Origin of the sequence: Pseudoxanthobacter soli DSM 19599 (assembly GCF_900148505.1) — a bacterium.
Taxonomy (GTDB): domain Bacteria; phylum Pseudomonadota; class Alphaproteobacteria; order Rhizobiales; family Segnochrobactraceae; genus Pseudoxanthobacter; species Pseudoxanthobacter soli.
Window position 1 is genome coordinate 115,667 of sequence record NZ_FRXO01000001.1, and the last position, 25,423, is coordinate 141,089.

A 25,423-nucleotide genomic window follows, 5' to 3' on the forward strand; every position below is an offset into this window, starting at 1 on the left:
CTCTGCCTTGAGGTTCAACAGGCTGCCCTTCCTCGTACAATTGCGGGGTGAGGCGGGCGACCGGTCACGGTGCGGGACCGCCTTGCAGGAGGGACCTGTGCGTGTTCATGGGGCATCGCGCTGGCGGCGGTGAAATCCGTCGTACCGGGCCGACACGTCACGCCATTCAACCGAGCCGGCAACGGTGCGGAACCCGGGGCCGGTTTCAGGCCTTCCTCCCAGGTCGGGCCGCGCGCGGCCGGGCGGCGGGCGTGCTGAGCGAGGCAGCGATGCAGATCGAAGACCAGACGGAAACCGCGGCCTTTCTCGCCGGCTGTCTTCCCGGCATTCGTGTGATCGAGACCCACATTTCGGTCCTGTTTCTCGGCGCCGACACCGTGTTCAAGCTGAAGAAGGCCGTGCGGCTGCCCTATGTCGACCTCTCGACCGTCGACCGCCGCCTTGCCTGCTGCCGGCGCGAGCTTGAACTCAACCGGCGCACCGCGCCCGCCCTCTACCGCAGCGTCCGCCGCATCACCCGGGACGCCGTCGGCCGGCTCGTGTTAGACGGCGAGGGTGAAACGGTGGACGCCGTGGTCGAGATGGCGCGCTTCGACGATGCGGGCCTCGCCGACCGCCTCGCGGAAGAAGGGTGGCTGTCGCCGCCGCTCGTGGAGGCGATGGCGGCGGCGGTGGCGGCCTTCCATGCCGAGGCCGCGCCGGTCGCCGACGGAGGCGGGCCCGGCGGTGCAGCGCGCATCGCCGCGGTGCTCGACATCAACCGCCGGGCGCTCGAACCCGCCCGCGGCCTGTTCGGCGAGGGGCCGGTCGAGGGTCTCGTCGCGGCAAGCGCCCGCCTTCTCGACCGCCATGCCGATCTTGCCGACCTCCGCCAGCGGCAGGGATGGGTGCGCCGCTGCCACGGCGACCTTCACTTGCGCAATATCGTCTTCATCGACGGGGCGCCCGTCCTGTTCGACTGCCTCGAGTTCGACGAGGACATGGCGACAACGGACGTGCTCTACGACGTCGCCTTTCTGGTGATGGACCTGATCCACCGCGGGCTCTCCGGCGAAGCGAACGTCGTGTTCAACCGTTATCTCGACCTCGCGCGAGCCGACGACGGCGTGCCGCTGATGCCGCTTTTCCTCGCGATGCGTGCCACCGTGCGCGGTCACATCGCCGCGACGGTGGCCGCGGAGGCGCGTGCCGGGGACGCTGTGCGGCCGCGCGCGGATGCCGCGGCCTATCTCGACCTCGCGGCCGCGTTTCTGGTGGAGCGCCCTGCCGTGCTGGTCGCGATCGGCGGGCTCAGCGGATCCGGCAAGTCGACGGTCGCCCGCGGCCTCGCGCCGCATGTCGGCGCGGCACCCGGGGCGCGCGAGCTTTCGAGCGATCGCACCCGCAAACGGCTGTTCGGCGTTCCCGCCGTGACGAAGCTGCCACCGGAGGCCTACCGGCCCGGCGTGTCGCGCACCGTCTATTCCCGTCTGTTCAAGGAAGCCGCGACAGTTGCCAGGGCGGGGCACTCCGTCGTCGTGAACGCGGTGTTCGACCGTGCGGAAGACCGCGACGCCGTCGAGGCGGCGGCGCACGCCGCCGGCGTGCCGTTCCTCGGGCTCTGGCTGGATGCCCCGGAGGCCGTTCTCATCGATCGCGTCGAGCATCGCTCCGGCGATCCGTCGGATGCCGATGCGACCGTGGTGCGGGCGCAGGCGACACACTCCACAGGTGAAATAAAATGGACGCGTATCGATGCCAGCATGGATGCGGCGTCGGTCGTGGCCGCTGCGCGGCAGGCCTGCGCCGCACGCTTCGGTGATCCGTCGGCGGTCGCCGCCCGTTTTAGGGCGTGAATTGAACCCGCAGCGGATTGTCGCGCGACCCGTGTCGTGGCACGGAGTAGAGATGGAATAGGGGAGCCGCTGACTCGGGGGTGTAGCAGCGGCGGTCGGTTCCAGAGTACCGAAAAGGGGCTTTATCCATGTCAGCGAGGCGCATGCCTCTTACCATCGGTGCTCTGGGCATCGTGTTCGGCGATATCGGCACGAGCCCGCTCTATGCTTTCCGCGAGGCGGCCAGGGCCGCCGAAGCCGCAACCGACTTCGCCGTTCTGGGCGTGCTGTCGCTCATGCTGTGGGCGATTATCCTGTCGGTGAGCCTGAAATATGTCACGCTGGTGCTGCGCCTCGACAACGACGGCGAAGGCGGCATTCTGGCGCTGGCGACCCTGCTCGACCTGCAGCATTTCACGCCGGGTCACCGCGGATTGCTGCTGCTCGTCGCCCTGGTCGGCGCGGCGATGCTGTTCGGCGACGGTGTCATCACGCCCGCGATCTCGGTTCTCAGCGCCGTGGAGGGGCTGGAGCTCGTCGCGCCGAGCCTGACGGAATTCGTGGTGCCGATCACGGTCGCGATTCTGCTTGTGCTCTATGCGGCGCAACGGGCCGGAACCCACCGCATCGGCGTCCTGTTCGGACCGGTGATGACGCTCTGGTTCGTGGTGCTGGGCGTGCTGGGCCTCATTGCGGCGGTCAAGAACCCGATCGTGTTCACCGCGATCAACCCGCTCTATGGCGTGGAACTGATCTGGTCGGCGCCGGAGAAGGCGATCTTCGTGCTCGCCGCCGTGTTCCTGACCATCACCGGCGGCGAGGCGCTCTATGCCGACCTCGGCCAGTTCGGCCGCAAGGTGATCACGCGAGCTTGGTACTGCTTCGCGATGCCGGGGCTCGTGCTCAATTATTTCGGTCAGGGCGCGCTCGTGCTCGCCGACCCGACTGCGTTGCGCAACCCGTTCTTCCTGCTCGCACCGAACTTCCTGCTGCTGCCGCTCGTCATCCTGTCGGCCTTGGCGACGGTGATCGCCTCGCAGGCGATCATCACGGGCGTGTTCAGCCTCGCCAAGCAGGCTATCGAGACGAGCTTCCTCGTGCCGCTCGCCGTCAAGCACACCGCCGAGGAATACGAGAGCCACGTCTATATCGGCACCATCAACGTGCTGCTGGCGATCCTGTCGATCTCGACGGTGTTCGTGTTCCGCTCGTCGGATGCGCTGTCCCACGCCTACGGCATCGCGGTCGCGACGGCGATGATCACCACGACGGTGCTCTATGTCAGCGCGCAGTTCCGGTTGAGGCGCTGGCCGCGCCCGCTCACCGCTCTCGTCGGCATCGTCATCCTCTCCATCGATATGGTGTTCTTCCTGCCGAACCTCGGCAAGATTCCGACCGGCGGTGAGCTTCCGCTCGCGCTCGCCGGGTTCGCGCTGCTGGTGATGATCTCCTGGCGCGTCGGCACCAGGCGGATGTCGGAGATCCTGACCCGCCGCGGCTATGTCGAGATCGAGGAACTGGAAGGCTCGCTACGCACATCGACTGTGGTGCATCGGACCGCGGTGGTGCTGTCGCGTTCGAGCGTGCGGGTGCCGGTGGCGCTGAGCCGCCTCAACCAGCTTCTCGACGTCAGCTTCGATCGCTTCGTGTTCGTCTCGGTCAAGGTGGCGGGGCGGCCGCGCATCGGCCCGAGCGAGCGGCTGTTCGTCGATACCGTGTCGAAGCGCATGTCGCGCGTGTCGCTGGTCGTCGGCTACATGCAGTCCGTCAACCTTCCGGCTCTGATCGCGCCCGCGCTGCGCGAGATCGGCGTCGACCCGGGCTCCGTGATCTATGTCGTCGGCCACGAACGGCCGCTGCCGCCGAAGCGCATCCGCTCGGTGCGCGACGTGCTGTCGTTCGTGTTTGTGGTGCTGATGCGCAATGCGGCACGTGCCGCCGACCGCTTCAACCTGCCCCACAAGCGCACGCTGGAGGTGGGATATCCCATCGGGTTCGACGCCTCGCGCGCGCCGGATGCCCGCCCGCCTTCGGGCCGCGCCAATCCGGCCGAAGTGGTGCTTCCGCGCAAATAGGCGGCCGGCACGCCGCGCGGCCATGGGACGACAGCTTCGGAGCGGCTGAGCCTCTCCGGAGAAGCCCGTCGTGTGCCACGCGCGCCGGCGCCGTTTGACCGCCATGGTCCAGGCACGACCGCGCTGCATGATGCGTCCGGATATCGCGGCCAAGCTGTTCTTTAGCCGTTCCAAGCAATAAAAGCCGGTGCGGATGTAATATTGTTCCCCCCTCCCGCATGACGTCCGAATGAGATAAGACATTTCTCGCCGGGTGGGGTCCCCGGCCGTCCGGAGCGTCGTCGTTGCAGGCCGTTTTCGCCTGCTGGCAAGCAATCGCGCCGGAATGTGGGTCCGGGCGGCTTCGGTGCGACTGACGTTCGTTGCGGCAGGAAAAGCATCCGGCGGTCTGAAAGGGACGGACATCATGGCCGAGCGCGAGAAATCTTCCCAGACGATGCCCAGGCCGGATGGGCCGAGCGGTGCCCACCATCATGGCCCGGAGGCCCACGACCACGGCGACCACGAACACGACGATCACGACCATTCCGGCCACGATCACGGCGGCGAAGGCCACGATCATGCGCCGCACGCGGATCACGGCCACGCCGGCCACGGCCACGGGGCGAAGCGGGCAGGCGGGGGGCACTCCCATGCCGGTCACTCGCACGGCGGTCACTCCCACGCCGGTCATTCCCACGCCAGTTCGAGCGAGACCCGTACCGCCATCGCGGCGATCATCACGCTGAGCTTCATGGTGCTGGAGTTCGTCGGCGGCCTCTGGTCCGGCTCGCTGGCGCTGATGGCCGATGCGGCCCACATGGCGACCGATGCCGTGTCGCTCGGTCTTGCCTGGTGGGCGTTCCGGCAGCTGCGCCAGCCGGTCACCGATCGCATGAGCTTCGGTCATCACCGGATGCCGGTGCTCGTGGCCTTCGCCAACGCCGTCGCGCTGATCCTGCTGACGCTCTGGATCGCGGTTGAGGCGATCGAGCGCCTGATGGAACCGGTGCACATCTCGGCCGGCCCGATGGCGGCCATCGCGGTCGCGGGCCTCGGCGCCAACATCGCCGCTTTCCTGGTGCTCTCCATGGGCGAGCGCAATCTCAACATCCGCGGGGCGCTCCTGCACGTCGCGAGCGACATGCTGGGCTCTGTCGCAGCGATCGCGGCGGCCGGCGTGATCTATTTCACCGGCTGGGTGCCGATCGATCCGATCCTGTCGCTGCTGGTGGGTTTCCTGCTGCTGCGCGCGACGATCTCGCTGATGCGCGATTCGGCGCACATCCTGCTGGAAGGCGCCCCGGAGGGTCGCGAAGGCGCCCTCATCGCCGCGGATCTCGTCGCCAACGTGCCGCCGGTGGTGGACGTCCACCACGTTCATTCCTGGCTCCTGAGCGAGGAGCGGCTGCATGCGACCCTGCATGTCGTCGTGGCGGAAGGCACGCCATCGACCCCGGTCGTGACGCAGGTCAAGGAGCGGCTCAGGACCGAGTTCGGCATCTCCCACGCCACGGTGGAAGTCGAACTGCCTGGCGCCTGCGCCGACGAAACGGGCGACGAAGCCGGCCCCTGCGCCAAGCCTGCCGCAGCCGCGCACGCCTGACGGGGGCACGGATTCCTGCGCGGGGATAGGGGCGTCTTAATCCCGCTTAAGGACGGCGCCCGGAGTGGTGGCGTCCCAGTGGGCGGCGAAGGCCGCGCGGACGTGCTCGACGAGGCGTACGTCGCCGCTACTCAGCCGGCGGATCGTTTCCAGCGTTTCCGGGCGGGGCGGAGCGGCGGACATGCGGGCCGCGCCGACCTTCTCGCGCCGCGCCGGGATCGACCCGACGCCGAGGGCTGCGCCCAGCGCGGTGCGGAAATCGTCGATCCGGTCGAGCGTCGCCGCCATGAACACGGTCTCGTCGATCGCGCGGCGCGCCGGTTCGAACGAGGGGCTGTCGCCGAGAAAGAGGCACTGAACGTTGAAGGCATCGACTTCGCCGCGGTCGGCGAGCCACGCGACATAGTCGTCGATCGACCACGTCAGCAGCCGGGGCGACTTTTGCATCGGTGGCGGGCTCTCCGCGAGCGCCACCGAGCGGAAGAAGTGGAAGCTGGAGACGAACCGCTCCACCGGATCGCGCAGCAGCGTCACCACCACCGGGCGGCGGCGGGTCGACGGCATGTCGGCGAGCCCGACGTGGCCAGAGACGAGCGCCATGTCGTCGAGACGCGCCGCGTCGAACCCGGACGGCAGCAGCCAGTGCCGGCCGCCGACCCGCGCCTTCAGACGCCGCCAGGCGACGGAGGCGGCGTATCCCGCCGCGTGCCGGCGCTTTTCACGAACCTTGCCGATCAGGTGCTGGCGCAGCGGCAGATAACGCTCCGCGCCGACCATGTCTTCCAGACCCGCCGCCAGCGACGTGCCGCCGGTCTTCGGGATGTGGATGAACATCAGGACGTCGTTGTCCGGCCGGTAGATCAGTTCATTGCACAACATCGGTGTCGCGGATGGCCTCTGCCGCCGGACCAGCCGCGCGATGTCGCGCGCCGCTCCGAGCCCCTTCGGGAAGGTTTCCATTAGAGCATATCCCGCCTGGATCGAAGCGATCCGAGCGGGAAATGCGCAAGCTTTTGAATCCGGGCGGATTTCCTGTCGATCAGATGATATCGCCTGGCGGGAAAGCGCTCCGGGGCGATTTCCTGCGGCAAAGATCGTCTTTATGGTAGTCGTCCATGGACGATCTGGCAGGCGACCGGTCCGGAGGGGTTTGGGTTTGAGCAGGAACGGCGATCTGCGGCCGGGCGGCAACGGCGGTGTGTCCGAGCCGGACGGCGGAGACCTGACGACTGGATCGAGTGCTCCGGCCGTCGAGGGTCGGACGCTGGAACAGGCGATCGGGGTGCAGGTCCGCGCCTTTCGCCGGACGCTCGACCTGACCGTCTCCGATCTCGCCGGCGCGGCCGGCATCTCGGTCGGCACACTGTCCAAGATCGAGAACGGCCAGATTTCGCCCTCACTCTCCACCCTTCAGGGCCTCGCGACGGCGCTCAACGTGCCGATTACCGCCCTGTTCTCGGCGTTCGAGGAGAAGCGGGGCTGTTCGTTCGTGCGTGCCGGCCAGGGCGTGATCATCGACCGGCGCGGCACCAAGGTCGGCCACCGCTACGAACTGCTCGGCCACGCGCTGGGCGGCGACATGGTGGTGGAGCCCTATCTGATCGAGCTCTCCGAGGAGGCCGAGCCCTATACCGCGTTCCGTCACGAGGGCACGGAACTCATCTACATGCTGACCGGCGAAGTGCTTTATCGACATGCCGACCGGCTCTACCATCTTCGCCCGGGCGACACGCTGATGTTCGATTCGGCGGCCGCCCATGGGCCGGAGCAACTGCTCGTCCGGCCGATGACGTACCTTTCCATCATCGTCTATCGCCGCGAGACGGCATGAGGCGCACGGCGCCGTGCGAGGGCGGCCCGGCGCCGCTCGCGCGCCCGCGCCAAACGAGGAACCGATGACGAGATACCGTGCCGTGCTGTGGGATGTCGATGGCACCCTGATCGACAGCGAACCCCTGCACCTCGCGTGCATCCGCGGCGTCACGGCCGCGCTCGGATTCGACATGACGACCGAGCCGGAGGACCGTTATCTCGGCCTCGACCATGCCGCCGTATTCGCCGCCATCGCACCCCGCCTGACGCGGCCGACGACCTTCGAGGCCTGGAAGCAGGACATCGTCGCCACCTACATCGCCCGCGTCGATGCCGAGGCCGTCCCGTTCGTCGGTGCCCGGGAGACCATGGCCGCGATCGCGGCGGCCGGCATTCCGCAGGGCTGCGTTTCCAATTCCGAGCGTGTCGTGGTCGACGCCAACATCGCCGCGCTCGGCATCGCGCCGCTGATCGGCTTCAGCCTCAGCCGCGACGACGTTCCCGCCGGCAAGCCCGACCCGGCGCCCTACCGGCTCGGGTGCGAGCGCCTCGGAATCGTTCCCCAGGAGGTCATCGCCGTGGAGGACAGCGCGACCGGCGCGGCCTCCGCAGCGGGCGCCGGGCTCAGGATCGTCCGCGTGCCGTCCGTGCTCCAGCCAGGACCGGTGTCGCACAGTAGGCTCGAGGGTTTCGGCGACGTTCTCCGCCTGCTCGGCGTCGACGCGGTGCGGTCGCTCGATAGATTGGATGTTGCTACCCGTCCTGAGTAGGAGGGTTCTCCGCGCGCGCGGCGAGCTGCTATAATGCAGGCGCCCGCTGCGAGCGCGCGGGCTGGCGGCGGAGCCGGGGCGCAGCGGATCTGGGGCCGCGACCGAAGGTGTAGTTTCGGCGGCGGACCTTCGCCGCCATTGGGGTGGCCGGGGGGCACATGTCGGAAATAGCGCATTCGAGCTTTCTCGATTTCACGGGTTATCAGCTCACCAACGTAACGGATGTGCCGACCGCCTACGGCTACACGCCCTCGCAGGCCTTCGCGGCGCCCGCCGGTTCCACCATCAATGTCGCACTGGTCCTGAACCGGGCGAGCGACCCGAGTTCCCTCCTTTCGCTCGACTGGGGCGACCGTCAGAAGACGCTGGCGAGCCTCAATGCGAGCAATTCGCTCTGGACGACGTACGGCACCGATCCGACCGTCTACAACGATACCAAACAGAGCCTGACCAACGCCGGCTACACCGTGATCGGCGACAGCGCCGCGAGCGACGGCTACATCAGCTCGGCGGCTTCGCGCACCATCTGGCTGTCGCTTTCGGCCGCCCAGTTCGGGACCCTGTTCGGCACGCCTCTGATGGCCGCGTCGACGGACAGCCATGCGCAAACCGACCCCTCCAAGGTCCAGCTGCTCTACTGGAACGGCAATCTTTCCCTTTCCGACCAACTGAACAGCGTCGTGAGCAGCCTGTGGGTCGATGAGGGCACGTCGCCGATCGCGGAGACCCTGCTCGGCGGCTCGACCGCGTTGAATCCCGGTTCGCAGAGCGTCGGCAATGGTGCGACGACAAGCGGTCAGGTGTCGCTGTTTCCCCAGGACGTGGCGGCACTTTACAACTTTCCGCTTGCCAACATCAGCACCCAGACGGGCACCGTCGGCCTTGTCGAGCCCGGTATCGGCTCGGCGCTGCCGAGTTCGTCGACCCAGACGTTCCAGCAGCTTCTCGACGCCTATCGGAACTCAGCCGGCATCACGACGTCGGGGAGCTATTACACCGTCGCCAACGCCGGTCAGACTCATGCCCAGGAAGGCGAGCGATCGCTCGACGTGGGCGTCGTGACGGCGATCAATCCGTCGAGCACGTTCGGGCTCTACGCCGGTGCTGGCCCGAACGGCACCGTGTTCACGGCCTATCAGGGGGCGATCTGGGATACGGGCCACGACCTCAGCACCATCAGTTCGTCGTGGAACGACGATAATATGCCGTCGCCGGACTCGCCGTTCCTGAAAGCTTACCGGGAGCTGTTCGTCGACGCCGCCCTGCGCAACGTCACCGTCTTCACCGACGCCTTCGACGGCGGCTCAAGCAACGAGAACGGGACGGGGCTGGCCTCGCTCGCCGCAACGAACATGAGCCCGTTCAACGTCACCGTCGGCGGCACGTCGATCAGCACCAACTCGGCGGCGGCGACGGACGTATCGCTCAATGAGATCGTCGCGGCCGCCGCGGCGCACGACCTCGGCACCCTCAAGGTCCTGATCGCTGGCGGGCTTACGACGCTTCCAGGAAGCGACAGCCTGAGCGCGAAGCTGGTCGAGGCCGTCTGGAACCAATATTACTACACTCCCAACAGCGACGGTAACGGCGGCACGCTCTGGCCCACCTATCTCGAGAACTTCGCGACCTCGGGCGGTGTCGATACCACGCAAGGCATTCCGCACTATCAGCTGGACTCGGGGATCTTTCCGACCTCGGTCAATCCGGGCGCGGAGCTCGGCCGCGGCGTGCCCGACGTTTCCGCCCTTGCCGGCGGAAACATGTATTACATCACCCCGTTCGGCGACATGGCCGGCCTTGATCAATATGGCGGCGGAACCAGCGCCGCCACGCCTCTGTGGGCGTCGCTGACGACGCAGATCGATGCCATATTCGCCGATCAGGGCCTGCCCCAGCTCGGCTACATGAACGACCTGCTCTACACGGCGGCGATCGTTGCGCCCGGCTCGTTCAACGACGTCATGCTCGGAAACAACATCTCGACCTTCACCTATGGCGGTAATGTCGAGGCCTCATACGACGGCACGCTCTACAACATCACGCCGACCGGGCACGGCTATTACGCCACCCCGGGCTACGACCTGACGACCGGCCTCGGCTCGCCGAACGGTGTGCTGCTCGCCCGCGCCCTCTCCAGCATCGCCCATACCCAGATGTGGTTCGATACGCCGGAGGTCCTGTCCGGGCACAGCGGCGACAGCACCCTCACCAGCACGCTGTCCCAAAGCCTGCTGGTGCAGCCGATCATGTCGGCGGATTCGACGATTTCGCTCAACACCTCGGGCGGCACGACTGCCTTCAACGCGTCCGGCAGTTCGGCCTACGCCTGGACAAGCCAGTTCGCCCAGCAGGCGCTGCAATCCGATTTCACGCCGAGCCTCGTCACGATGTTCGACGGTCAGTCGCAGTCAGCGCCGACGCAGATTTCGCTCGGCGCCAACTGGTCGCTTTCGGTCGGCATCGGCGGCGGCCAGAGCACGGCGCCGCAGGCCTCGCTGTCGTCACCTTATGGGTTCGTCGACTATGTGGGGGCCAGCGGCCGGGACGCCGTCGAGGTCGCGCGTCCCGTCGCGGTCGCCGAAACTGCCGGCGGTGCCGACAACCAGGATGCCGTGGTGCGCATCCGCCAGAGCGGCGTGAACGATGTCGGCCTGACGCTCTACAAGGTCGACGACTATTCCGGCACCATCAACGGCGTGGCGCCCGGTGCGCAGGGCTATGCCGCCGCGGCGGATTCCCGTGCCTACCACACGGTGACCGGCGCCACGATGATCGACGGACCCGGATTCGGCGATTATGCCCAGACGCAGATCACCGGCGTGAACGCTGGCGACCTCGTCGCGATGAAGCTGTCGGTAGGCGACAACACCTACTGGGCGTTCTCGCAGGCGAACGAGACGGTAAACGACCAGAACGTCACCCACCTCTGGAACTACGGCCTCAACACCTGGGGCTGGGAAGACCTCTATGGCGGCGGCGATCACGATTACAACGATCTCGTCGTGCAGCTCGATTTCACCAGTGCCTCAGGGCACGGCTGGCTCGTCTGAGGGCGTCGCCGGGGTGGCCGCGGCGAAAATGCGCCGTGCGGCATCGATCCCGGCGATTTCCTGAACGAGCTTTGAGCGGACGGCGTCGGTGAAGCGCCGCGTCTCGTCTGCGATCTCGACGAAGGCACCGGGGCCGCCGATGACGTTGTCGCGGTAATAGTCCTCGAGTGGCTGGCCGGTCCACGCCATGCTTCCAGCCGTCTGGCTGCCCGCCCGGCGCACGGAGAGCGCATTGATCACGGTGCCGCCGGCCACGACCTGATCGCGCGCCTCCCGGATCGGCGCACCGCCGATGTTCGGGCCGTCGCCGGAGACGTCGATCACCCGCTTCAGGCCTTCGGCGGCGTTCTCGCGCATCAGCCTGTCGGCGAACAGGATGGCATTGGAAATCGAGTTGTAGCCGTAGCTGCGCCGCGGCGCGGCGCGGAGCCGATCAGCGAAGGCATCCGCGTCGGCGGGGGTGCGGATGGTCATCCAGTCCACGACGATGTCCTGGCTGCTCGGCGCCCCCCATTCGAGATAGAGCACCGCGATCGCGCCGTGGAGATTGCTTGCGATCGCCGACATCACCTCCGGGCTGGTGAGAGCGGAGGCGTATCCCTCCCGCTGCAGCTTGAGTTCTTCCGGATCGATGGAGCCCGAGCCGTCGGCGGCCAGGACCAGTTCGAGATCGACGGTCTCGGCCGCGGCATCGGCGGTATCGCCGAGCAGCAGGGCGAGCGCAAGGGGCACAAGCGCTCCGAGACCGGCGTGGCGCCGGACGGGTCTGCTTCTGGACTGGCCTGGATCGAGACGCGCGTGGGTCATGGGCCTCCCCCGTCGTTCGAAAGGATGAGCCTAATCCCTCGTGGCGACCGCTGCGAGCGTCCGAAGATCACGCTGTCTTGAGGAGGGCGTCAGAGCAGTGCGCCGCATTCCTCGCCGATCAGGCGCTGGAACAGCGCGAACGCGGCTTCCGCCATCGGTCCGGTTTCGAGCGGGCGTCCGTCCAGCGTCGTCACCGGCAGCACGAGGCGCACGCTGTTGGTGAGGAAAATCTCGTCGGCGGCGGCGATCATCTCCGGCGTGACGGGCTCCTCGTGGCAGTCGAGGCCGGCGGCCGGGCCGTGTGCGAGCAGGAGGCCGCGCATGATGCCGTCGAGAACCCCTTCCGAGCGCGGCGGCGTCAGCACCGTGCCGTTCAGGACCACGAACAGGTTCGCCATGGTGGACGAGGCCGGCCGCCCGGCGGTGTTGAGCATCAGCGCGTCGTCGGCCCCGGCCGCCTGCGCCGCCGTGAAGGCCAGCACATTGTCGAGATAGGCGAGCGATTTCAGCTGCGACACCGGCGAAGTCTCGTTGCGGCGGATCGCGGCGATGGCGAGCCGCGCCGGAACGAACGCCATCGTTCGGCTCCACGGCGCGAGGCTCGCGAACACGCGCGGCGCCGGCTCGGCTGGCGGCTTCAGGCCACGCGGGCCGCTGCCCCGCGTGACCGTGAGCCGGATGACGCCGCGCCCGCCTTCTGCATGGCCCGCAAGCGCGTCGATCGCCTGCCGGGCTTCCACGCCGGGCGCGGCGAAGCCGAGGACGGCTGCCGCCGCATCGAGGCGCGCCAGATGATCGGCCAACCGGAACGGCACGCCGCCGAACACGGCGATCGTCTCGAACAGGCCGTCCGCCAGTGTCAAGCCGCGGTCGGAGAGGTCGAAGGGTTGGGTGGGTGCGGCGTGGAGCGCGCCGTCGAACCAGATCATGACCGTGATCGCTTTATCCGTGGAAGCAGCGGCTATGCGCCGGGGGGCGCCGGGTTGAACGGAACATGGCGGAGAAAATTGGCGAGGAGGTCGTAGCCGTGCTCGGTCACGATCGATTCCGGATGGAACTGCACCCCGAACGTCGGATGGGAATGATGGGCCAGCGCCATGATCTCGTCTTCCGACGAGCGCGCGGTCACCGTGAGGGGAGAGCCCGCCGGCAGGTCCACGATCAGGGAATGATAGCGGCCGACGGCGAGCGGCGACGGCAGGCCGCTGAACAGCCCGCCGCCGTGGTGCCGGATCGGGGCGGACTGGCCGTGGAGCGGCCGCCGCGCACGCACGACACGGCCGCCGAACGCCTGGCCGATGGCCTGATGGCCGAGGCAGATGCCGAGGATCGGCACACGCCCGCTCAGCCGCGCGACGACGTCGAGCGAAATCCCCGCCTCGTCGGGGGTGCAGGGCCCGGGCGAAAGCACGATGGCGTCGGGCAGATCGTTCGCGATCTCGTCGACCGTCACGGTATCGTTTCGCACCACGAGCGCGTGCGCGCCGAGCTCGGTGAAATAGCGCGCGATGTTGAAGACGAACGAATCGTAGTTGTCGACGATGAGGATGCGAGGCCTGGAGGATCGGGCGCCGGCGCCGATGCGGTTTGCCGTCATGGCGCGCCGATCCCGGCCAAATCCGCCTGCGCCAGCATCCGGCTCGCCTTCGTCAGCGTCTCCGCGAACTCCGCCGCCGGATCCGACAGGGCGGTGATGCCGCCGCCGGTCTGGAAGCTCGCCTCGCCGTCCGCGAACGTCACGGTGCGGATCGCGATGTTGAGGTCCATGGCGCCGTCGAAGCCGAGATAGCCGATGGAGCCGCAATAGACACCGCGGGCGCGGCCTTCGAGCGCGCCGATGATCTCCATGGCCCGAACCTTCGGCGCGCCGGTGATCGAGCCGCCGGGGAAGGCCGCGGCGACGAGGTTGAGGCCGTCGCGGTCCGGACTCAATGTCGCGCGGACCACCGAAACCAGATGGTGCAGGCCGGCATAGGATTCGACGCCGCACAGCACGGGCACGGCGACGCTGCCCGGCTCGGCGACGCGCGAGAGGTCGTTGCGCATCAGGTCGACGATCATGACGTTCTCCGCCCGGTCCTTGACCGAGGCGGCGAGGGCGGCTGCCGCCGCGGCGTCCTCATCCGGATCGGAAGCGCGCGGTGCTGTGCCCTTGATAGGCCGGGTCTCGACCTGCCGTCCGGCAAGCTTCAGGAAGCGTTCCGGCGAGCTGGAGGCGACGAACACCGGGGCGAAATCGAGGTAGGCGGCGAAGGTCGCGGGATTGCGCGCCCTGAGGTCGAGATAGAACGCCAGCGGCGGAAAGCCCGTCGGCAGCGGCGCCGAGAACCGGCGGGCGATGTTGGCCTGGAAGATGTCGCCGGCAAGCACCAGTTCGATGGTGCGCGCGACCGCGGCCTCATGAGCATCGCGCCCGGTGTCGGCGCGCCATGGAAGCCGCGGGGCGGTCGGGCGCACCGGCAACGGCGCGCGAAGGCGCGAGAGCACCGCGTCGCGTCGCGTGGCGGCACGGTCGGCGCACGCTGGCCCGGAATCGGGAAAGCCGGTCGAGATCAACCAGGCCCGGTCTGCCCGATGGTCGAACGCGATGGTCCAGTCGAACAGATGGAAGGCTGCCTGCGGCACCGAACCGGCGCCGACGGTGGGTTCCGGCAGCCGTTCGAGGCAATGGCCGAACTCATAGGAAAAGAATCCGAGCGCACCGCCCTGGAACGGCGGCAGGCCGGGAAGGGTATCGGTGCGGAAGGGCGCCAGCACGGCGCCCAGGGCGTCGAGCGGATGGCCCGGCCGCGCGATGCCGTCGAGAAAGAGGCGGCCGTCGCGCACGGCGATCTCGGCGAAGGGGTCCGCGGAGACGAAGGAGAAGCGGCCGAGCTCGGGATGCGCCATCGCGCTGTCGAGGAACGACAGCCCCGGCTGGTCCTGGAACCGGAGCAGCGTCTCGACGGGATCGAGGGGGCCAAGGTCGGTGACGAGGGAGTTCAAGGCCGGTCGCGCTCGCCCGTGTCGGGACCCGCCGGGCGGGTCGGAGTGGTCGAAGGCACCGGCGGCGGATGGACGACGGATTCGGCCGGGCCGGCACCCCTCGTTGATAGCGCGTTACGGGCGGCACGGCCATCGGCACCGAAGCGGCCTGACCTCGGCTGGTGCCGGCGGACGTGGCACCCGCCGGCCGGAGCGATCCGGCCGACGGGATGCATTGGTCGGGAAACGACCGTCAGGAGCTGACCGTCAGGAGGCGGCGATCAGGTCTTGGCCGGCGCAGCCGCGGCCGGCTTCGCCGCCGGGGTTTTGGTCTTGGGGGTGGCCTCGGCCTTCGCCTGCGATGTCGGAACCGCGTCGCCGAGAACGACGACGTGGGTGCCGACGGGCACGCGGGAATAGAGGTCGACCACGTCCTGATTGATCATGCGGATGCAGCCGGACGACACCGAATGGCCGATGGTCTCCGGCTTGTTGGTGCCGTGGATGCGGTAGAGCGTGTCCTGCCAGCCCTGGTAGAGATAGAGCGCGCGGGCGCCGAGCGGGTTGTCGAGGCCGCCGGGCATGCCCTTGCGGTACTTTTCGAGCCGCGGCTCGCGGTCGATCATTTCCGCCGGGGGCGTCCACTTCGGCCAGGCGTTCTTGAAGCGGATGATGGCATCGCCGTGCCAGGCGAAGCCCGCGCGGCCGACGCCGATGCCGTAGCGCACCGCCCAGCCGCCCGGCTGGACCTGGTAGAGGAAATGCGCGGCCGGATCGACGATGATCGTGCCGGGCTTCTCCTTGCCGGAATAGGCCACCACCTGCCGGTAGAACTGCGGGTCGATCTTCTTCAGGTTGACCGGCGGAATCGTGATGTCGCCGTCCTTGAGCGGACCGTACATCTGCTCGGGCGTCTGGCTCTGCCACGCGAAGGTCGGGGCGGGGGTCGGGATCGTCGTGCAGGCGGCGAGCGCGAACGGGGCGCCGATGATCAGCGTGCGCCGGGTCATCGAGAAGCCGGCGGGCTCGGCGTCCGTGCGGGCTTTGGTGCCGCCAAGGGCGGCTTTGATGAGCGAGGAACCCATCTTTACTCCAGGATTCTGTCTGAGGCCCGCGTGTCGGGGCGGCACGCGGGAACGGCTGGGCATCAGGGGAGGAGGCGGTTCGAATTTGCCCGCCCGCCCAGCGTGGCCTCCGGACCCATCGTGGAGGGCCGAATCCTTGCGTGGCAGACAGGGGCTGGCAGCGCCGTCCGGCGCACGATGCGCGTCGTCGGCGACGGGGAAGATCGTCCTCAAACCTGCCCGTCACGCAAGATGCCGTTTGCGCCGTGGCGGCAATTCGCGGGCTCAACCGCGCGGTTTTGCGACCAAGTTGCGCGAGCGCCACAGGGGCGTGCGTCGCGCGCCGGCAGGCACCGCGCGGCAAGGACGGCACGGAAAGCGTGTTGTTTCTTCCCTCCACGCCGCTCGGTTCGTGACAAACCCCGAACTGATCCTCTAGACTGACGATCGTCGCAACGAATTCGGCTCGATCGTGCTCTCCTTCTCCGCCTCAATGGCGGCACCCGCAATGCGGGCAGCCGTCTCGTTCGCCGGCGCGATCCGCCGACTGACGCAACGGAACCGATGCGCCCGATGTTTCGAGAGCCCGTGATCTTGCCCGAGCGACCTTTGCCCTCCGAACCGGTCGATCCCGAGGAACAGGCCGAATCTGTTCCGCCGCCCCGCACGGACGGGGCGCCGCGCCGCCTGTCGGATCTGCTCGACGCCGTCGCCAGCGCTCCGGTGGAGCGGCTGACGCTGCGCGAGATCGCCGTGATGATGGGCGACCGCGCGTTCGCCGCGATCATGTTCGTGTTCGGCTTCCTCAACGCCATCCCGACCGGACTGCCGGGCATTTCGAGCGTGCTGGGCGCGCCGCTGCTGTTCGTGACCTTCCAGCTGATGCTCGGCCGCTCGACGCTTTGGCTTCCTGGCGTGATCGCCGACCGGTCGATCTCCACGGCCGATTTCGCCGCCATCAACAAGCGCGTGCGGCCCTGGATCATGAGGGCCGAACGGCTGTTGCGGCCCCGCATTCTGTTCCTGACGGGGCGGGCGGCCGACCGGCTCATCGGCTTCATCTGCTTCCTGCTGTCGGTGCTGATCTTCCTGCCGATTCCGCTCGGCAACGCGCTTCCCGGCGCCGCGGTGGCTTTGTTCGCGCTCGCGCTGTTCGAGCGCGACGGCATCGCCATGCTGTCCGGCCTTGCCACGGCGATCGGATCGATCGTGATCGTCTCCGGCGTGCTCTACGCGATCATCAAGGGCACGCTGCTGCTCATCGCCTATCTTTTCCAGTTGTGAGGATCCATGCCCTCTCCTGACGTGCCCTCTCGCGAAGACGGTTCCGGCGACGATCCCGGCCGACCTTGCCTGCCCGGGCGACAACGGACCGCGGCTGCCGCACGGCCCGCCTTTGGCGGGCCCCGCCGGCCGGACATCGCCGGCGCGCATCTCTTCCACGCGGTCGGGTGAGCGGCGATGCCCTGGGGTCAACTCATCGTCGTGCTCGGGCTGTTGCTGCTCAACGCCTTCTTCGCGATGTCTGAACTCGCCGTGGTCTCTTCCCGGCGCGCACGTCTTCAGCAGATGATGGGCGACGGGAGGCGCGGCGCGGCCGCGGCCCTCAAGCTCGCCGAGGATCCGACCGGCTTCTTGTCGGCCGTGCAGGTCGGCATCACGCTCGTCGCGATCCTGTCCGGCGCCTATGGCGAATCGGCGTTCGCCGACCCGCTGTCCCACGAACTCGCGACCATCCCGGCAATTGCACCGCACGCGAGCGCGATTGCGTCGACGATCGTGGTTTTCCTGCTGGCCTATGTCTCGCTCATCGTGGGCGAACTCGTCCCGAAGCGGGTCGCGCTGACCAATCCCGAGCGGTTCGCCTGCGTCGTCGCCGGCCCGATGACGATCGTCGCGATTATCGGCCGGCCGATCGTATGGCTGCTGCGCCGCTCGACAGAGGCCGTGCTGCGGCTGATCGGCGTGCGCGAGGACACCGAATCCCGCGTGACGGAAGAAGAGGTCAAGACGCTGATCGCCGAGGGCACCGAGGCGGGCGTGTTCCAGCCGGCCGAACGCGAGATGATCGAGGGTGTGCTGCGCGTCGCCGACCGCTCGGTGCGCTCGATCATGGTGGCGCGCCCGGACGTGATCTGGCTCGATGTCGACGATCCGACCGATGCCGTACTCGACGAGATCAGCACCAGCGGCCATTCGCGCTATCCGGTCGCCCACGGCGACATCGAGGCCGTGTTCGGCGTCGTGCACGCCAAGGACCTCCTGGAACAGCAGCGCAGCACCGGCGCGGTCGATCTCGAGGCGGCGGCCCGGCCTCCCGTGTTCGTGTCCGACCGCACGCCGATCCTCAAGCTCCTCGATCAGTTCCGCTCCGGCAACGTTCATCTCGTCGTCGTCGTCGACGAGCACGGCAGTTTCGAGGGCATCGTCACGCCGTCCGACATCCTGGCCGCCATCGCCGGCATCCTGCCTGAGGAAGGCGAAGCCGATTCGGAGGCCGTGCGACGTCATGACGGTTCGTGGCTGCTCGACGGGCGCATGGCGATCGACGACGTGGAGCGCACGCTCGGCCTCAAGGACATGAACGAGGACGAGGACTTCACCACGCTTGCCGGATTCGTACTGAACGAGATGCGTCGCATTCCCTCCGCCGGCGAGAGTTTCGTCTGGAGAGGCTGGCGGTTCGAGGTGGTCGATCTCGACGGTCGGCGCATCGACAAGGTCCTGGCCAGCGCCACCAACGACGAGACGTGACGGTGGGCAGCAGGTGACGGGCGCATGAGCGAAGCAATGCGGATGCGGGACCGGGAAGCGCGGCGCGGAGCCGTGCACACCGCGCCGGATGCGCCCGGTGGGGGGCGGGGCGGCCGTGCCGGCTCCGGCCGCATTGCCGTGATCGACATCGCGCGGGGTATCGCGCTCGTCGCCATGGCATCCTACCACCTGTCGTTCGACCTCAGCTTCTACGGCTTCGTGTCGTGGCCGGTCACGACGGGGGTTGAGTGGGTCGCCTACGCCCGCTCGATCGCGGCCACCTTCCTGATGCTCAGCGGCTTCTCCCTGGTGCTGATGACGCGGCGCGGCATCGCACCGTTGAAGATCGCAAGGCGCGTCGCCGTCGTCGGCGGCGCGGCCGTGCTCGTCAGCCTCGGCACCTGGGCGGTCGTTCCGGACGACGTGGTGCGCTTCGGCATCCTGCACTGCATCGCTGTGACCACGGTGCTCGGCCTCGCCTTCGTGCGGCTGCCGCCACTGGCGACGCTCGCCGTCGCCGTCGTCGTGTTCGCGATCCCTCAGTTCGCTCGAACGCCGGCACTCGATTCGGTGTGGCTCGTCTGGCTCGGTCTCGCGGCGGACCCGCCATCTTCGATGGACTACGTTCCGCTGCTGCCCTGGTTCTCCGCGGTGCTCGTCGGCATCGCCGCCGGCCGCTTCGCGCTCGACCGCGATCTCCTGCGCGGCCTCGCCCGCATCGAGCCGCGCTCGCGTCTCCTGCGCGCTCTCGGCTTTGCGGGGCGTCACAGCCTGCCGGTCTATCTGATCCACCAGCCGGTGTTCTTCGCCCTGATCGAGCTGTCGCTGCTGTTCGGCGCGACGCCCGCGGTGCGGGTCAGCGACTATCGGTCGAGCTGCATGGAAAGCTGCCGTGCGACCGGCACCGGCGAGGCGAGCTGCACCACCTATTGCAGTTGCACCGCGGAGGGATTCGGCCGCGCCGATCTCTGGAGCAACCTCGCTGCCGCGCGGCCGGGGTCGTCGGAGCAATCGCTGGTGGACGCCATCGTGCGCGAATGCCGAATGCGCGCCCTAGTCCCCGGGGGGCAATAAAGCTCCCGCGGGCTGTCACGAACGGCTTCAGGCTCCGGGTTCAATCCCCGGCCTGATCGCAACGATCGAACGGGAGATGCGTTCGAACGGGAGATCCGGCCGGCCTGTCAGTGCTTCTTGAACTGGAGCAGGGTGAACAGCCCGAGCGGGGGAACCAGCCGGTTCTCCACCAGCGTCACGTCGGCACGTCCGAGCAGGCGCTCGACCGGCATCTCGAGGTCCCAGCCGAGCTTGGGCGACAGCGGCGACAGGCAGCGCTCCACCGGCGCCCATGCGCCCTTCCGCGAGCGGAAGTGATTGACCACGATCACCGTGCCGCCCGGGCGGGTGACGCGCACGAGCTCGCTGAAGACGCGCTCCGGATCCGGCACGGCACTCATCAGGTACATGCCGACGGTGCAATCGAAGCTGCCGTCTTCGAACGCAAGCTCCATCGCGTCCATCTCGATCAGCGCCTCGATGTTCTGCAGGCCGCGACGGCGGACGCGCTCACCGGCACGGCGCAGCATCTCGGCCGAGAAGTCGATGCCGGTGACCTTCACGTCCGGCCGGTAGAGCGGAAGCGACAGGCCGGTGCCGACGCCGGCTTCCAGCACTCGGCCGCCGAGCCGGTTCAGGCGGCGCACCGCCATGTTGCGGCCCCGCGACATCGGCAGGTCGAACACCGTGTCGTAAACCGGGGCCCACGTCGCATAGGCGGACTGCAGACCGCCGGAGGTCAGCGGGGTCGACCCATGCTTGTGGCGGGCGGCCTGCCTTTTGGGTGCAACCGTGCTACGCGACATGATCCGTTGTCCGTGAGTGGTCAGCCAGCCAGACGCAGGCCGTGGAGCCCGGACGTTTGGAGGGTGGGCGAGCCCGGGGCCGCCTGGTCTTGGGGAGGAACGGGGCTGCGGGCGGCCTCGGGCGAGGCGTTCATGGTGTGGGGACCGCGGGCGATGAACCCGCCGCCGAGCACGCGGGCGCGAGGCTCCGGCCCCTCGTAGAGCACGCAGGCCTGCCCCGGCGCAACACCGCTCTCGCCTCCCACCAGATCGACGAACACGGCGCCGTCTTCGATGTGAAGAAGGGCGGGCGCCGGATCGCGGGTGGAGCGGACGCGGGCGTGGATTTCGAGACCGGCGGCTGCGGCCTCCTCGAGGGTGCCGTCGCCGATCCAGTTGACGTCGCGCAGCGGAACCCGCCGCGTCACGAGGGCCTCGCGCGGCCCCACCACCACCCGGCGGCTTTCGGGGTCGAGCGAGACCACATAGAGCGGCTCGCCGATGGAAAGGCCGAGGCCCCGACGCTGGCCGATGGTGAAGTGGATGATGCCGCGATGCCGGCCGAGCACCCGGCCGTCGGTATGCACGATCTCACCCGGCTCGGCGGCACCGGGGCGCAGCCGCTCGATCATCTCGGCATACCGGCCGGTGGGCACGAAGCAGATGTCCTGACTGTCCGGCTTGTCGGCGACGACGAGGCCGAGGTCGCGCGCGAGCCGCCGCGTTTCGCTCTTCGGAATCTCGCCGAGCGGGAACCGGACGAAATCGAGCTGCGCGCGGGTGGTGGCGAACAGGAAATAGCTTTGATCGCGCTCCGCATCCGCGGGCCTGAAAAGGCCACGCCCGGACGGCGTGCCGCGGGTCGAGACATAATGGCCCGTGGCGAGCGCGGTTGCCCCGAGATCGCGGGCGGTTTCGAGAAGATCGGAGAACTTGACGGTTTGGTTGCAGGCGACGCACGGCACCGGCGTCTCGCCCGCGAGATAGCTGTCGGCGAAGCCCTCGATCACGGCGTCGCGGAACCGCTCCTCCATGTCGAGCACGTAGTGGGGGATGCCGAGCGTCTCGGCGACGCGGCGCGCATCGCGGATGTCGCGCCCGGCGCAGCACGCGCCCGGCCGATGGCTCGCTTCGCCGTGATCGTAGAGCTGAAGCGTGACGCCGACGACATCGTAGCCGGCCTGCTTGACCAGAGCCGCGACCAGCGACGAATCGACGCCGCCGGACATGGCGACGACGACACGGTGGTCCTGTGGGCGACCCGGAAGGTCAAGATCGATCCGCATGGCGTTCTCGGACATGACTTTTCCAAAAGCGGGCCCCGACGGGCGCCGCGCGGCGCGGCTCCGGCGGACGGTACGACGCGACCGTCGCACCACGACCGCAGAACTGATCGCACGCGAGGCCGGTCGCGACCCGGACCCGCACGGCAAACATAGGACGACGTCACCGGAAGGGATAGCCGGCTGTTCGAACGGACGGCGCTGACGTCCAGCGCCGAACCGGTATGTGCGTATTATATCCGAACGCATCGATGCCGTCCAAGATCGGCGCGCGGCTTCCCGCGACGAGCCGGCTGCGCGGCGGCTGACGGGGTCCGTCGAGGCTTCGGAAAGGCAACCCGTTCGACCTGCGATCGTTCCGGCTGCCTCGGCCCGGGTCCGCACCCGGGCTCCCGTTAGATGGCGCGCGGGCGGGCGCTCTGCAAGGCGGTGGAGGTCGAGAGGGCATCTTTCCCGGGTCTCTTGTTTCCCGGGTCTCTTGTTTCCGGGGTCTCTTGGCGCCGTGAGCTCCGTCCGGTCTGTCGATCATGGGCGCGATGAACGCCACCTGAACGCAGGGTCACATCAGGCGGGAACATTTGCCGATTTTTAAATCTCGGGCTGTAGGGTCACCGTCAAAAGGTCGGGTGGCGTTGTGAGAGTTCGATGACCGATCAGGTTCGACCCCGCGTGCGTTATGTCATTGGTCCGGACGGAAGTCCGTTGACGGTTGCCGATCTGCCTCCCGGGAACACCCAACGCTGGGTGATCCGGCGCAAGGCAGAAGTCGTTGCGGCCGTTCGCGGCGGACTCTTGTCCCTCGAAGAGGCATGCCGCCGCTATACTTTAACCGTCGATGAATTCCTGTCCTGGCAGGCCTTGATCGACCGTCACGGCCTCGCCGGACTGCGCGCCACGCGCATCCAGGAATATCGCGGCTAGAGCGCTTGTCGATCTGATGGAATCATCAGATCGACAAGAAATCGCTCCAGATTCAAAAGCTTGCGCATAACCTTGTCGTTCAGATCGATACGATCTGAACGGGTTATGCTCTAAGGCCTCCATATCGCGGCTGAGGCATCGCGGACGTCTGCTGCCGCGACCTGTTCCGGACGCCCGGGCACCGCCGTGCCCGAGCCGTCGACATTTTCTCCGGTGCCGGTTTCTTCCCAGCGTCCGCTCCCGGCGACGCGGCGGCTTTGCCCGCCGTCGCCGCTTGTCTTCGACAATTCAAGCCGCGGATGCGGGGCATCCTCATTGTCGCATGGCTGCTATGAGCCTGCCGACGTGGTGGGTACGCCCGAATTCGCCGATCCTGAACGGCCAGCTCAAATCCTCCGTGCTCCAGGCCGATTCTTTTCGGGATCCGCGACGATGTCGTTGCCGCTTTTCGCCTTGGCTCTCGCATCCTTTGGGATCGGGACGACCGAATTCGTCATCATGGGGCTTCTGCCGGAGGTTGCAGCCGATCTCGGCGTGAGCATCCCCACGGCGGGCCTGCTGATCACCGGCTACGCCATGGGTGTGGTGGTCGGTGCGCCCATCGTCGCGGCGGCGACCAACGGTCTGCCGCGCAAGGCGACGCTGGTCGGCCTGACCGGCATGTTCATCCTCGGCAACTTCCTCTGCGCGATCGCCCCGAACTACTGGTTCCTGATGGGCGCACGGGTGGTGACCGCCTTCTGCCACGGCGCCTATTTCGGCATCGGCGGCGTGGTGGCGGCGGGCCTCGTGCCGCAGAACCAACGCGCGCGGGCGATGGCGCTGATGTTCGCCGGCCTGACGGTCGCCAACATCCTCGGCGTTCCGGCCGGCACCGCGCTCGGCCAGTGGCTCGGCTGGCGCTCGACATTCTGGGCCGTGGTCGCCATCGGCGCCATTGCCACGACGGCGGTCGTGCTCTGGGTGCCGAAAGAAATCCCGGTCTCCCGCGGCAATCTCAGGCAGGAGGTGAGGGTCCTCGCCAATACCCAGGTGCTGCTGGCGATGGCGACGAGCGTGGCGGGATCGTCAGCGCTGTTTGCGGTGTTCACCTACATCGCGCCGCTGCTGCGCGAGGTCACCGGCGTCTCGCCTCATGGCGTCACGTGGATCCTCGTGCTGTTCGGGGTCGGCATCACGTTCGGCAACATCATCGGCGGCCGCCTCGCGGACTGGAAGGTGATGCCGACGCTGATCGGCTCGTTCGCGGTGCTGGCGCTGGTGTTCGTGGCGCTGGTGTTCACCAGCCACTCTCTGGTGCCCATGATCGTCACGATCGTGATCTGGGGCGTGCTGTCCTTCGCCATCGTGCCGCCGCTGCAGATTCGCGTGCTCGACGGTGCGCGCGGCGCCCCGAATCTCGCGTCCAGCCTCAACCAGGGCGCCTTCAATCTCGGCAATGCGGCCGGGGCGTGGATCGGCGGTGCGGCCCTCTCCGCTGGCGTGCCGTACGATCACCTTCCGTGGGTCGGCATGGCGATGGCGCTGGTCGCGCTCGCGATCTGCCTGGTGTCGCGCTCGATCGACCGCCGCAATGCGGCCCGTCCTCAGTTCGCGATGTCGCTTAACTGAGCTGCGTCCTCGTCGCGCGACTGCGCGGGCGCATGAGCAGGCGGGACGAAATTTCCTCGACCGTTTCCGGCGCTTCCGGGGTCAGGCCGCGCTCGATCATGCGGCAGTGCCAGGCCCCCGGCCCGCCGTCGATCTCGAACAGGTTGTAGCGCGCGCCTTCATGGCGTTCGTCGGGGGTGGCCGAGGCCGAGGGCACGCCCACGACCGGCACCCGGCCGTCGCGCCCCTTGATGTGCAGCACGCCGGCGCGATGATTGTGGCCGTGCAGGACGAGTTCGGCGCCGGCCTCGCGGATCGCCGCGCGGAAGCGCGAGCCGCCGATCAGCCGCTTGTGCCACGGGGTGGAGCCGCGCACCGGCGGATGATGGATCAGCACGACGCGGAACAGGCCCTCGTGGCGCAGCGCTTCCAGAATTTCGGTGAGAATCAGGCTCTGCGTCGTCCCGAAATGTCCGGTCGCCATGAACGGGGCGGAGGCGCGGGCGCTCGACGTGCCGACGATGGCGATGGGGCCGCGGCGGCGGACGAACGGAAAGCGCGCGCCGAGCACACCGCCGGGATCCGGCTCGTCCGACACCGCGCGGTCGGGATCGCCCTGCATGAAAGCCGCCCAATGCCGGCCGGCGCGGCCGACGGCGCCGGGGACGTAGGCGTCGTGGTTGCCCGGCACGACGGTGACGCCCGTCGGAGAGCCGAGGGTGTCGAGCCAGGCGGCCGCCAGCTTGATCTCCTCCGGCAGTGCCAGATTCACGAGATCGCCGGTGACGGCGAGATGGTCGGGCGCCGTCATTTCCAGATCGGCCAGGAGAATGTCGAGCGAATCGCTGCCGAGCTTCACGGCGCGGTTGCGGCGCCAGTTGACGTAGCCGATCGCCCGCTTGGAGGCGAGTTGGCGGTAGCGCACGTCCGGAAGCGGGCCGAGATGAGGATCGGAAAGGTGGGCGAGCCGGAACATGAAACCCCATCTTGCGCTGTCGCCCGGAGTGCAGCGGCGACACTCTCGCCCGCATTCCCGATGGCATCGGACCACGGCCGGCGAACGTCGTCCGGCCGGCAAAGCGGTTCGGCGATAAAC

General features: G+C 68.2%; 20 protein-coding genes. 11 read left to right on the forward strand and 9 right to left on the reverse strand.

The window, feature by feature from the left end:
- Nucleotides 1-269 precede the first annotated feature (269 nt).
- The 3 genes from BUF17_RS00450 to BUF17_RS00460 all read left to right on the forward strand — a co-directional run bounded on the left by BUF17_RS00450 (nt 270) and on the right by BUF17_RS00460 (nt 5,474).
- Nucleotides 270-1,835, forward strand: a complete 1,566-nt coding sequence (locus BUF17_RS00450; protein ID WP_073625267.1) for a bifunctional aminoglycoside phosphotransferase/ATP-binding protein — start codon at nt 270-272, stop codon at nt 1,833-1,835.
- A 143-nt stretch (nt 1,836-1,978) separates the two neighbouring features.
- A complete protein-coding gene (locus tag BUF17_RS00455; protein WP_073625268.1) occupies nt 1,979-3,889 on the forward strand; it encodes a KUP/HAK/KT family potassium transporter in 1,911 nt (636 codons plus the stop codon).
- 406 nt (nt 3,890-4,295) lie between these two features.
- The gene (locus tag BUF17_RS00460; protein WP_244530715.1) at nt 4,296-5,474 is read left to right on the forward strand and encodes a cation diffusion facilitator family transporter; all 1,179 of its coding nucleotides are present in this window, start codon (nt 4,296-4,298) and stop codon (nt 5,472-5,474) included.
- 36 nt (nt 5,475-5,510) lie between these two features.
- Here the strand turns inward: BUF17_RS00460 and BUF17_RS00465 are convergent, their stop codons facing one another.
- Nucleotides 5,511-6,434 (reverse strand): sulfotransferase family protein, encoded by a 924-nt coding sequence (locus BUF17_RS00465; protein WP_073625269.1) that lies wholly within the window; start codon nt 6,432-6,434, stop codon nt 5,511-5,513.
- A gap of 214 nt (nt 6,435-6,648) precedes the next feature.
- Here BUF17_RS00465 and BUF17_RS00470 point away from each other — a divergent pair, with 214 nt between their 5' ends.
- The 3 genes from BUF17_RS00470 (at nt 6,649) to BUF17_RS00480 (ending at nt 11,106) form a co-directional block, all read left to right on the forward strand.
- Nucleotides 6,649-7,305, forward strand: coding sequence for a helix-turn-helix domain-containing protein (locus BUF17_RS00470; protein ID WP_073625930.1), 657 nt, complete (start codon nt 6,649-6,651; stop codon nt 7,303-7,305).
- A gap of 64 nt (nt 7,306-7,369) precedes the next feature.
- The gene (locus BUF17_RS00475; RefSeq protein WP_073625270.1) at nt 7,370-8,056 is read left to right on the forward strand and encodes an HAD family hydrolase; all 687 of its coding nucleotides are present in this window, start codon (nt 7,370-7,372) and stop codon (nt 8,054-8,056) included.
- A gap of 158 nt (nt 8,057-8,214) precedes the next feature.
- Nucleotides 8,215-11,106, forward strand: coding sequence for a DUF4114 domain-containing protein (locus tag BUF17_RS00480; RefSeq protein WP_073625271.1), 2,892 nt, complete (start codon nt 8,215-8,217; stop codon nt 11,104-11,106).
- Here the strand turns inward: BUF17_RS00480 and BUF17_RS00485 are convergent.
- The 5 genes from BUF17_RS00485 to BUF17_RS00505 all read right to left on the reverse strand — a co-directional run bounded on the left by BUF17_RS00485 (nt 11,083) and on the right by BUF17_RS00505 (nt 15,962).
- A complete protein-coding gene (locus BUF17_RS00485) occupies nt 11,083-11,913 on the reverse strand; it encodes a DUF1194 domain-containing protein (RefSeq protein ID WP_084563709.1) in 831 nt (276 codons plus the stop codon). The genes BUF17_RS00480 and BUF17_RS00485 overlap by 24 nt on opposite strands.
- A gap of 89 nt (nt 11,914-12,002) precedes the next feature.
- Nucleotides 12,003-12,842, reverse strand: coding sequence for an aminotransferase class IV (locus BUF17_RS00490; protein WP_073625273.1), 840 nt, complete (start codon nt 12,840-12,842; stop codon nt 12,003-12,005).
- A gap of 32 nt (nt 12,843-12,874) precedes the next feature.
- Nucleotides 12,875-13,510, reverse strand: coding sequence for an anthranilate synthase component II (locus tag BUF17_RS00495; protein WP_073625274.1), 636 nt, complete (start codon nt 13,508-13,510; stop codon nt 12,875-12,877).
- Entirely contained in the window at nt 13,507-14,898 is a 1,392-nt protein-coding gene (gene pabB, locus BUF17_RS00500; protein ID WP_073625275.1) for an aminodeoxychorismate synthase component I, read from the reverse strand. The genes BUF17_RS00495 and pabB overlap by 4 nt, the downstream gene beginning before the upstream one ends.
- Before the next feature lie 260 nt (nt 14,899-15,158).
- The gene (locus BUF17_RS00505) at nt 15,159-15,962 is read right to left on the reverse strand and encodes a L,D-transpeptidase (protein ID WP_073625276.1); all 804 of its coding nucleotides are present in this window, start codon (nt 15,960-15,962) and stop codon (nt 15,159-15,161) included.
- Nucleotides 15,963-16,550: 588 nt separating this feature from the next.
- On the opposite strand from BUF17_RS00505, the gene BUF17_RS00510 reads away from it, so the two are divergent.
- The 3 genes from BUF17_RS00510 to BUF17_RS00520 all read left to right on the forward strand — a co-directional run bounded on the left by BUF17_RS00510 (nt 16,551) and on the right by BUF17_RS00520 (nt 19,769).
- Nucleotides 16,551-17,225: an exopolysaccharide biosynthesis protein gene (locus BUF17_RS00510; protein WP_073625277.1), complete on the forward strand. Its 675-nt coding sequence runs from the start codon at nt 16,551-16,553 to the stop codon at nt 17,223-17,225.
- Between the two features lie 177 nt (nt 17,226-17,402).
- Nucleotides 17,403-18,695 (forward strand): hemolysin family protein, encoded by a 1,293-nt coding sequence (locus tag BUF17_RS00515; protein WP_073625278.1) that lies wholly within the window; start codon nt 17,403-17,405, stop codon nt 18,693-18,695.
- A 24-nt stretch (nt 18,696-18,719) separates the two neighbouring features.
- Nucleotides 18,720-19,769, forward strand: a complete 1,050-nt coding sequence (locus BUF17_RS00520; RefSeq protein WP_084563716.1) for a heparan-alpha-glucosaminide N-acetyltransferase — start codon at nt 18,720-18,722, stop codon at nt 19,767-19,769.
- A gap of 107 nt (nt 19,770-19,876) precedes the next feature.
- On the opposite strand, the gene BUF17_RS00525 is transcribed toward BUF17_RS00520, so the two are convergent.
- Both BUF17_RS00525 and mnmA read right to left on the reverse strand, forming a co-directional pair.
- Nucleotides 19,877-20,554: a class I SAM-dependent methyltransferase gene (locus BUF17_RS00525; RefSeq protein WP_084563718.1), complete on the reverse strand. Its 678-nt coding sequence runs from the start codon at nt 20,552-20,554 to the stop codon at nt 19,877-19,879.
- Between the two features lie 20 nt (nt 20,555-20,574).
- The gene (gene mnmA / locus BUF17_RS00530; protein WP_244530716.1) at nt 20,575-21,834 is read right to left on the reverse strand and encodes a tRNA 2-thiouridine(34) synthase MnmA; all 1,260 of its coding nucleotides are present in this window, start codon (nt 21,832-21,834) and stop codon (nt 20,575-20,577) included.
- 627 nt (nt 21,835-22,461) lie between these two features.
- Between mnmA and sciP the strand changes: the two genes are divergently transcribed.
- Together sciP and BUF17_RS00540 are read left to right on the forward strand one after the other, a co-directional pair.
- Complete coding sequence (sciP, locus tag BUF17_RS00535) at nt 22,462-22,737, forward strand: CtrA inhibitor SciP (protein WP_073625279.1); 276 nt, start codon at nt 22,462-22,464, stop codon at nt 22,735-22,737.
- 432 nt (nt 22,738-23,169) lie between these two features.
- Nucleotides 23,170-24,348: an MFS transporter gene (locus BUF17_RS00540; RefSeq protein ID WP_073625280.1), complete on the forward strand. Its 1,179-nt coding sequence runs from the start codon at nt 23,170-23,172 to the stop codon at nt 24,346-24,348.
- Here BUF17_RS00540 and BUF17_RS00545 read toward each other — a convergent pair.
- Entirely contained in the window at nt 24,341-25,303 is a 963-nt protein-coding gene (locus BUF17_RS00545; RefSeq protein WP_073625281.1) for a metallophosphoesterase family protein, read from the reverse strand. The genes BUF17_RS00540 and BUF17_RS00545 overlap by 8 nt on opposite strands.
- Nucleotides 25,304-25,423: the final 120 nt, after the last annotated feature.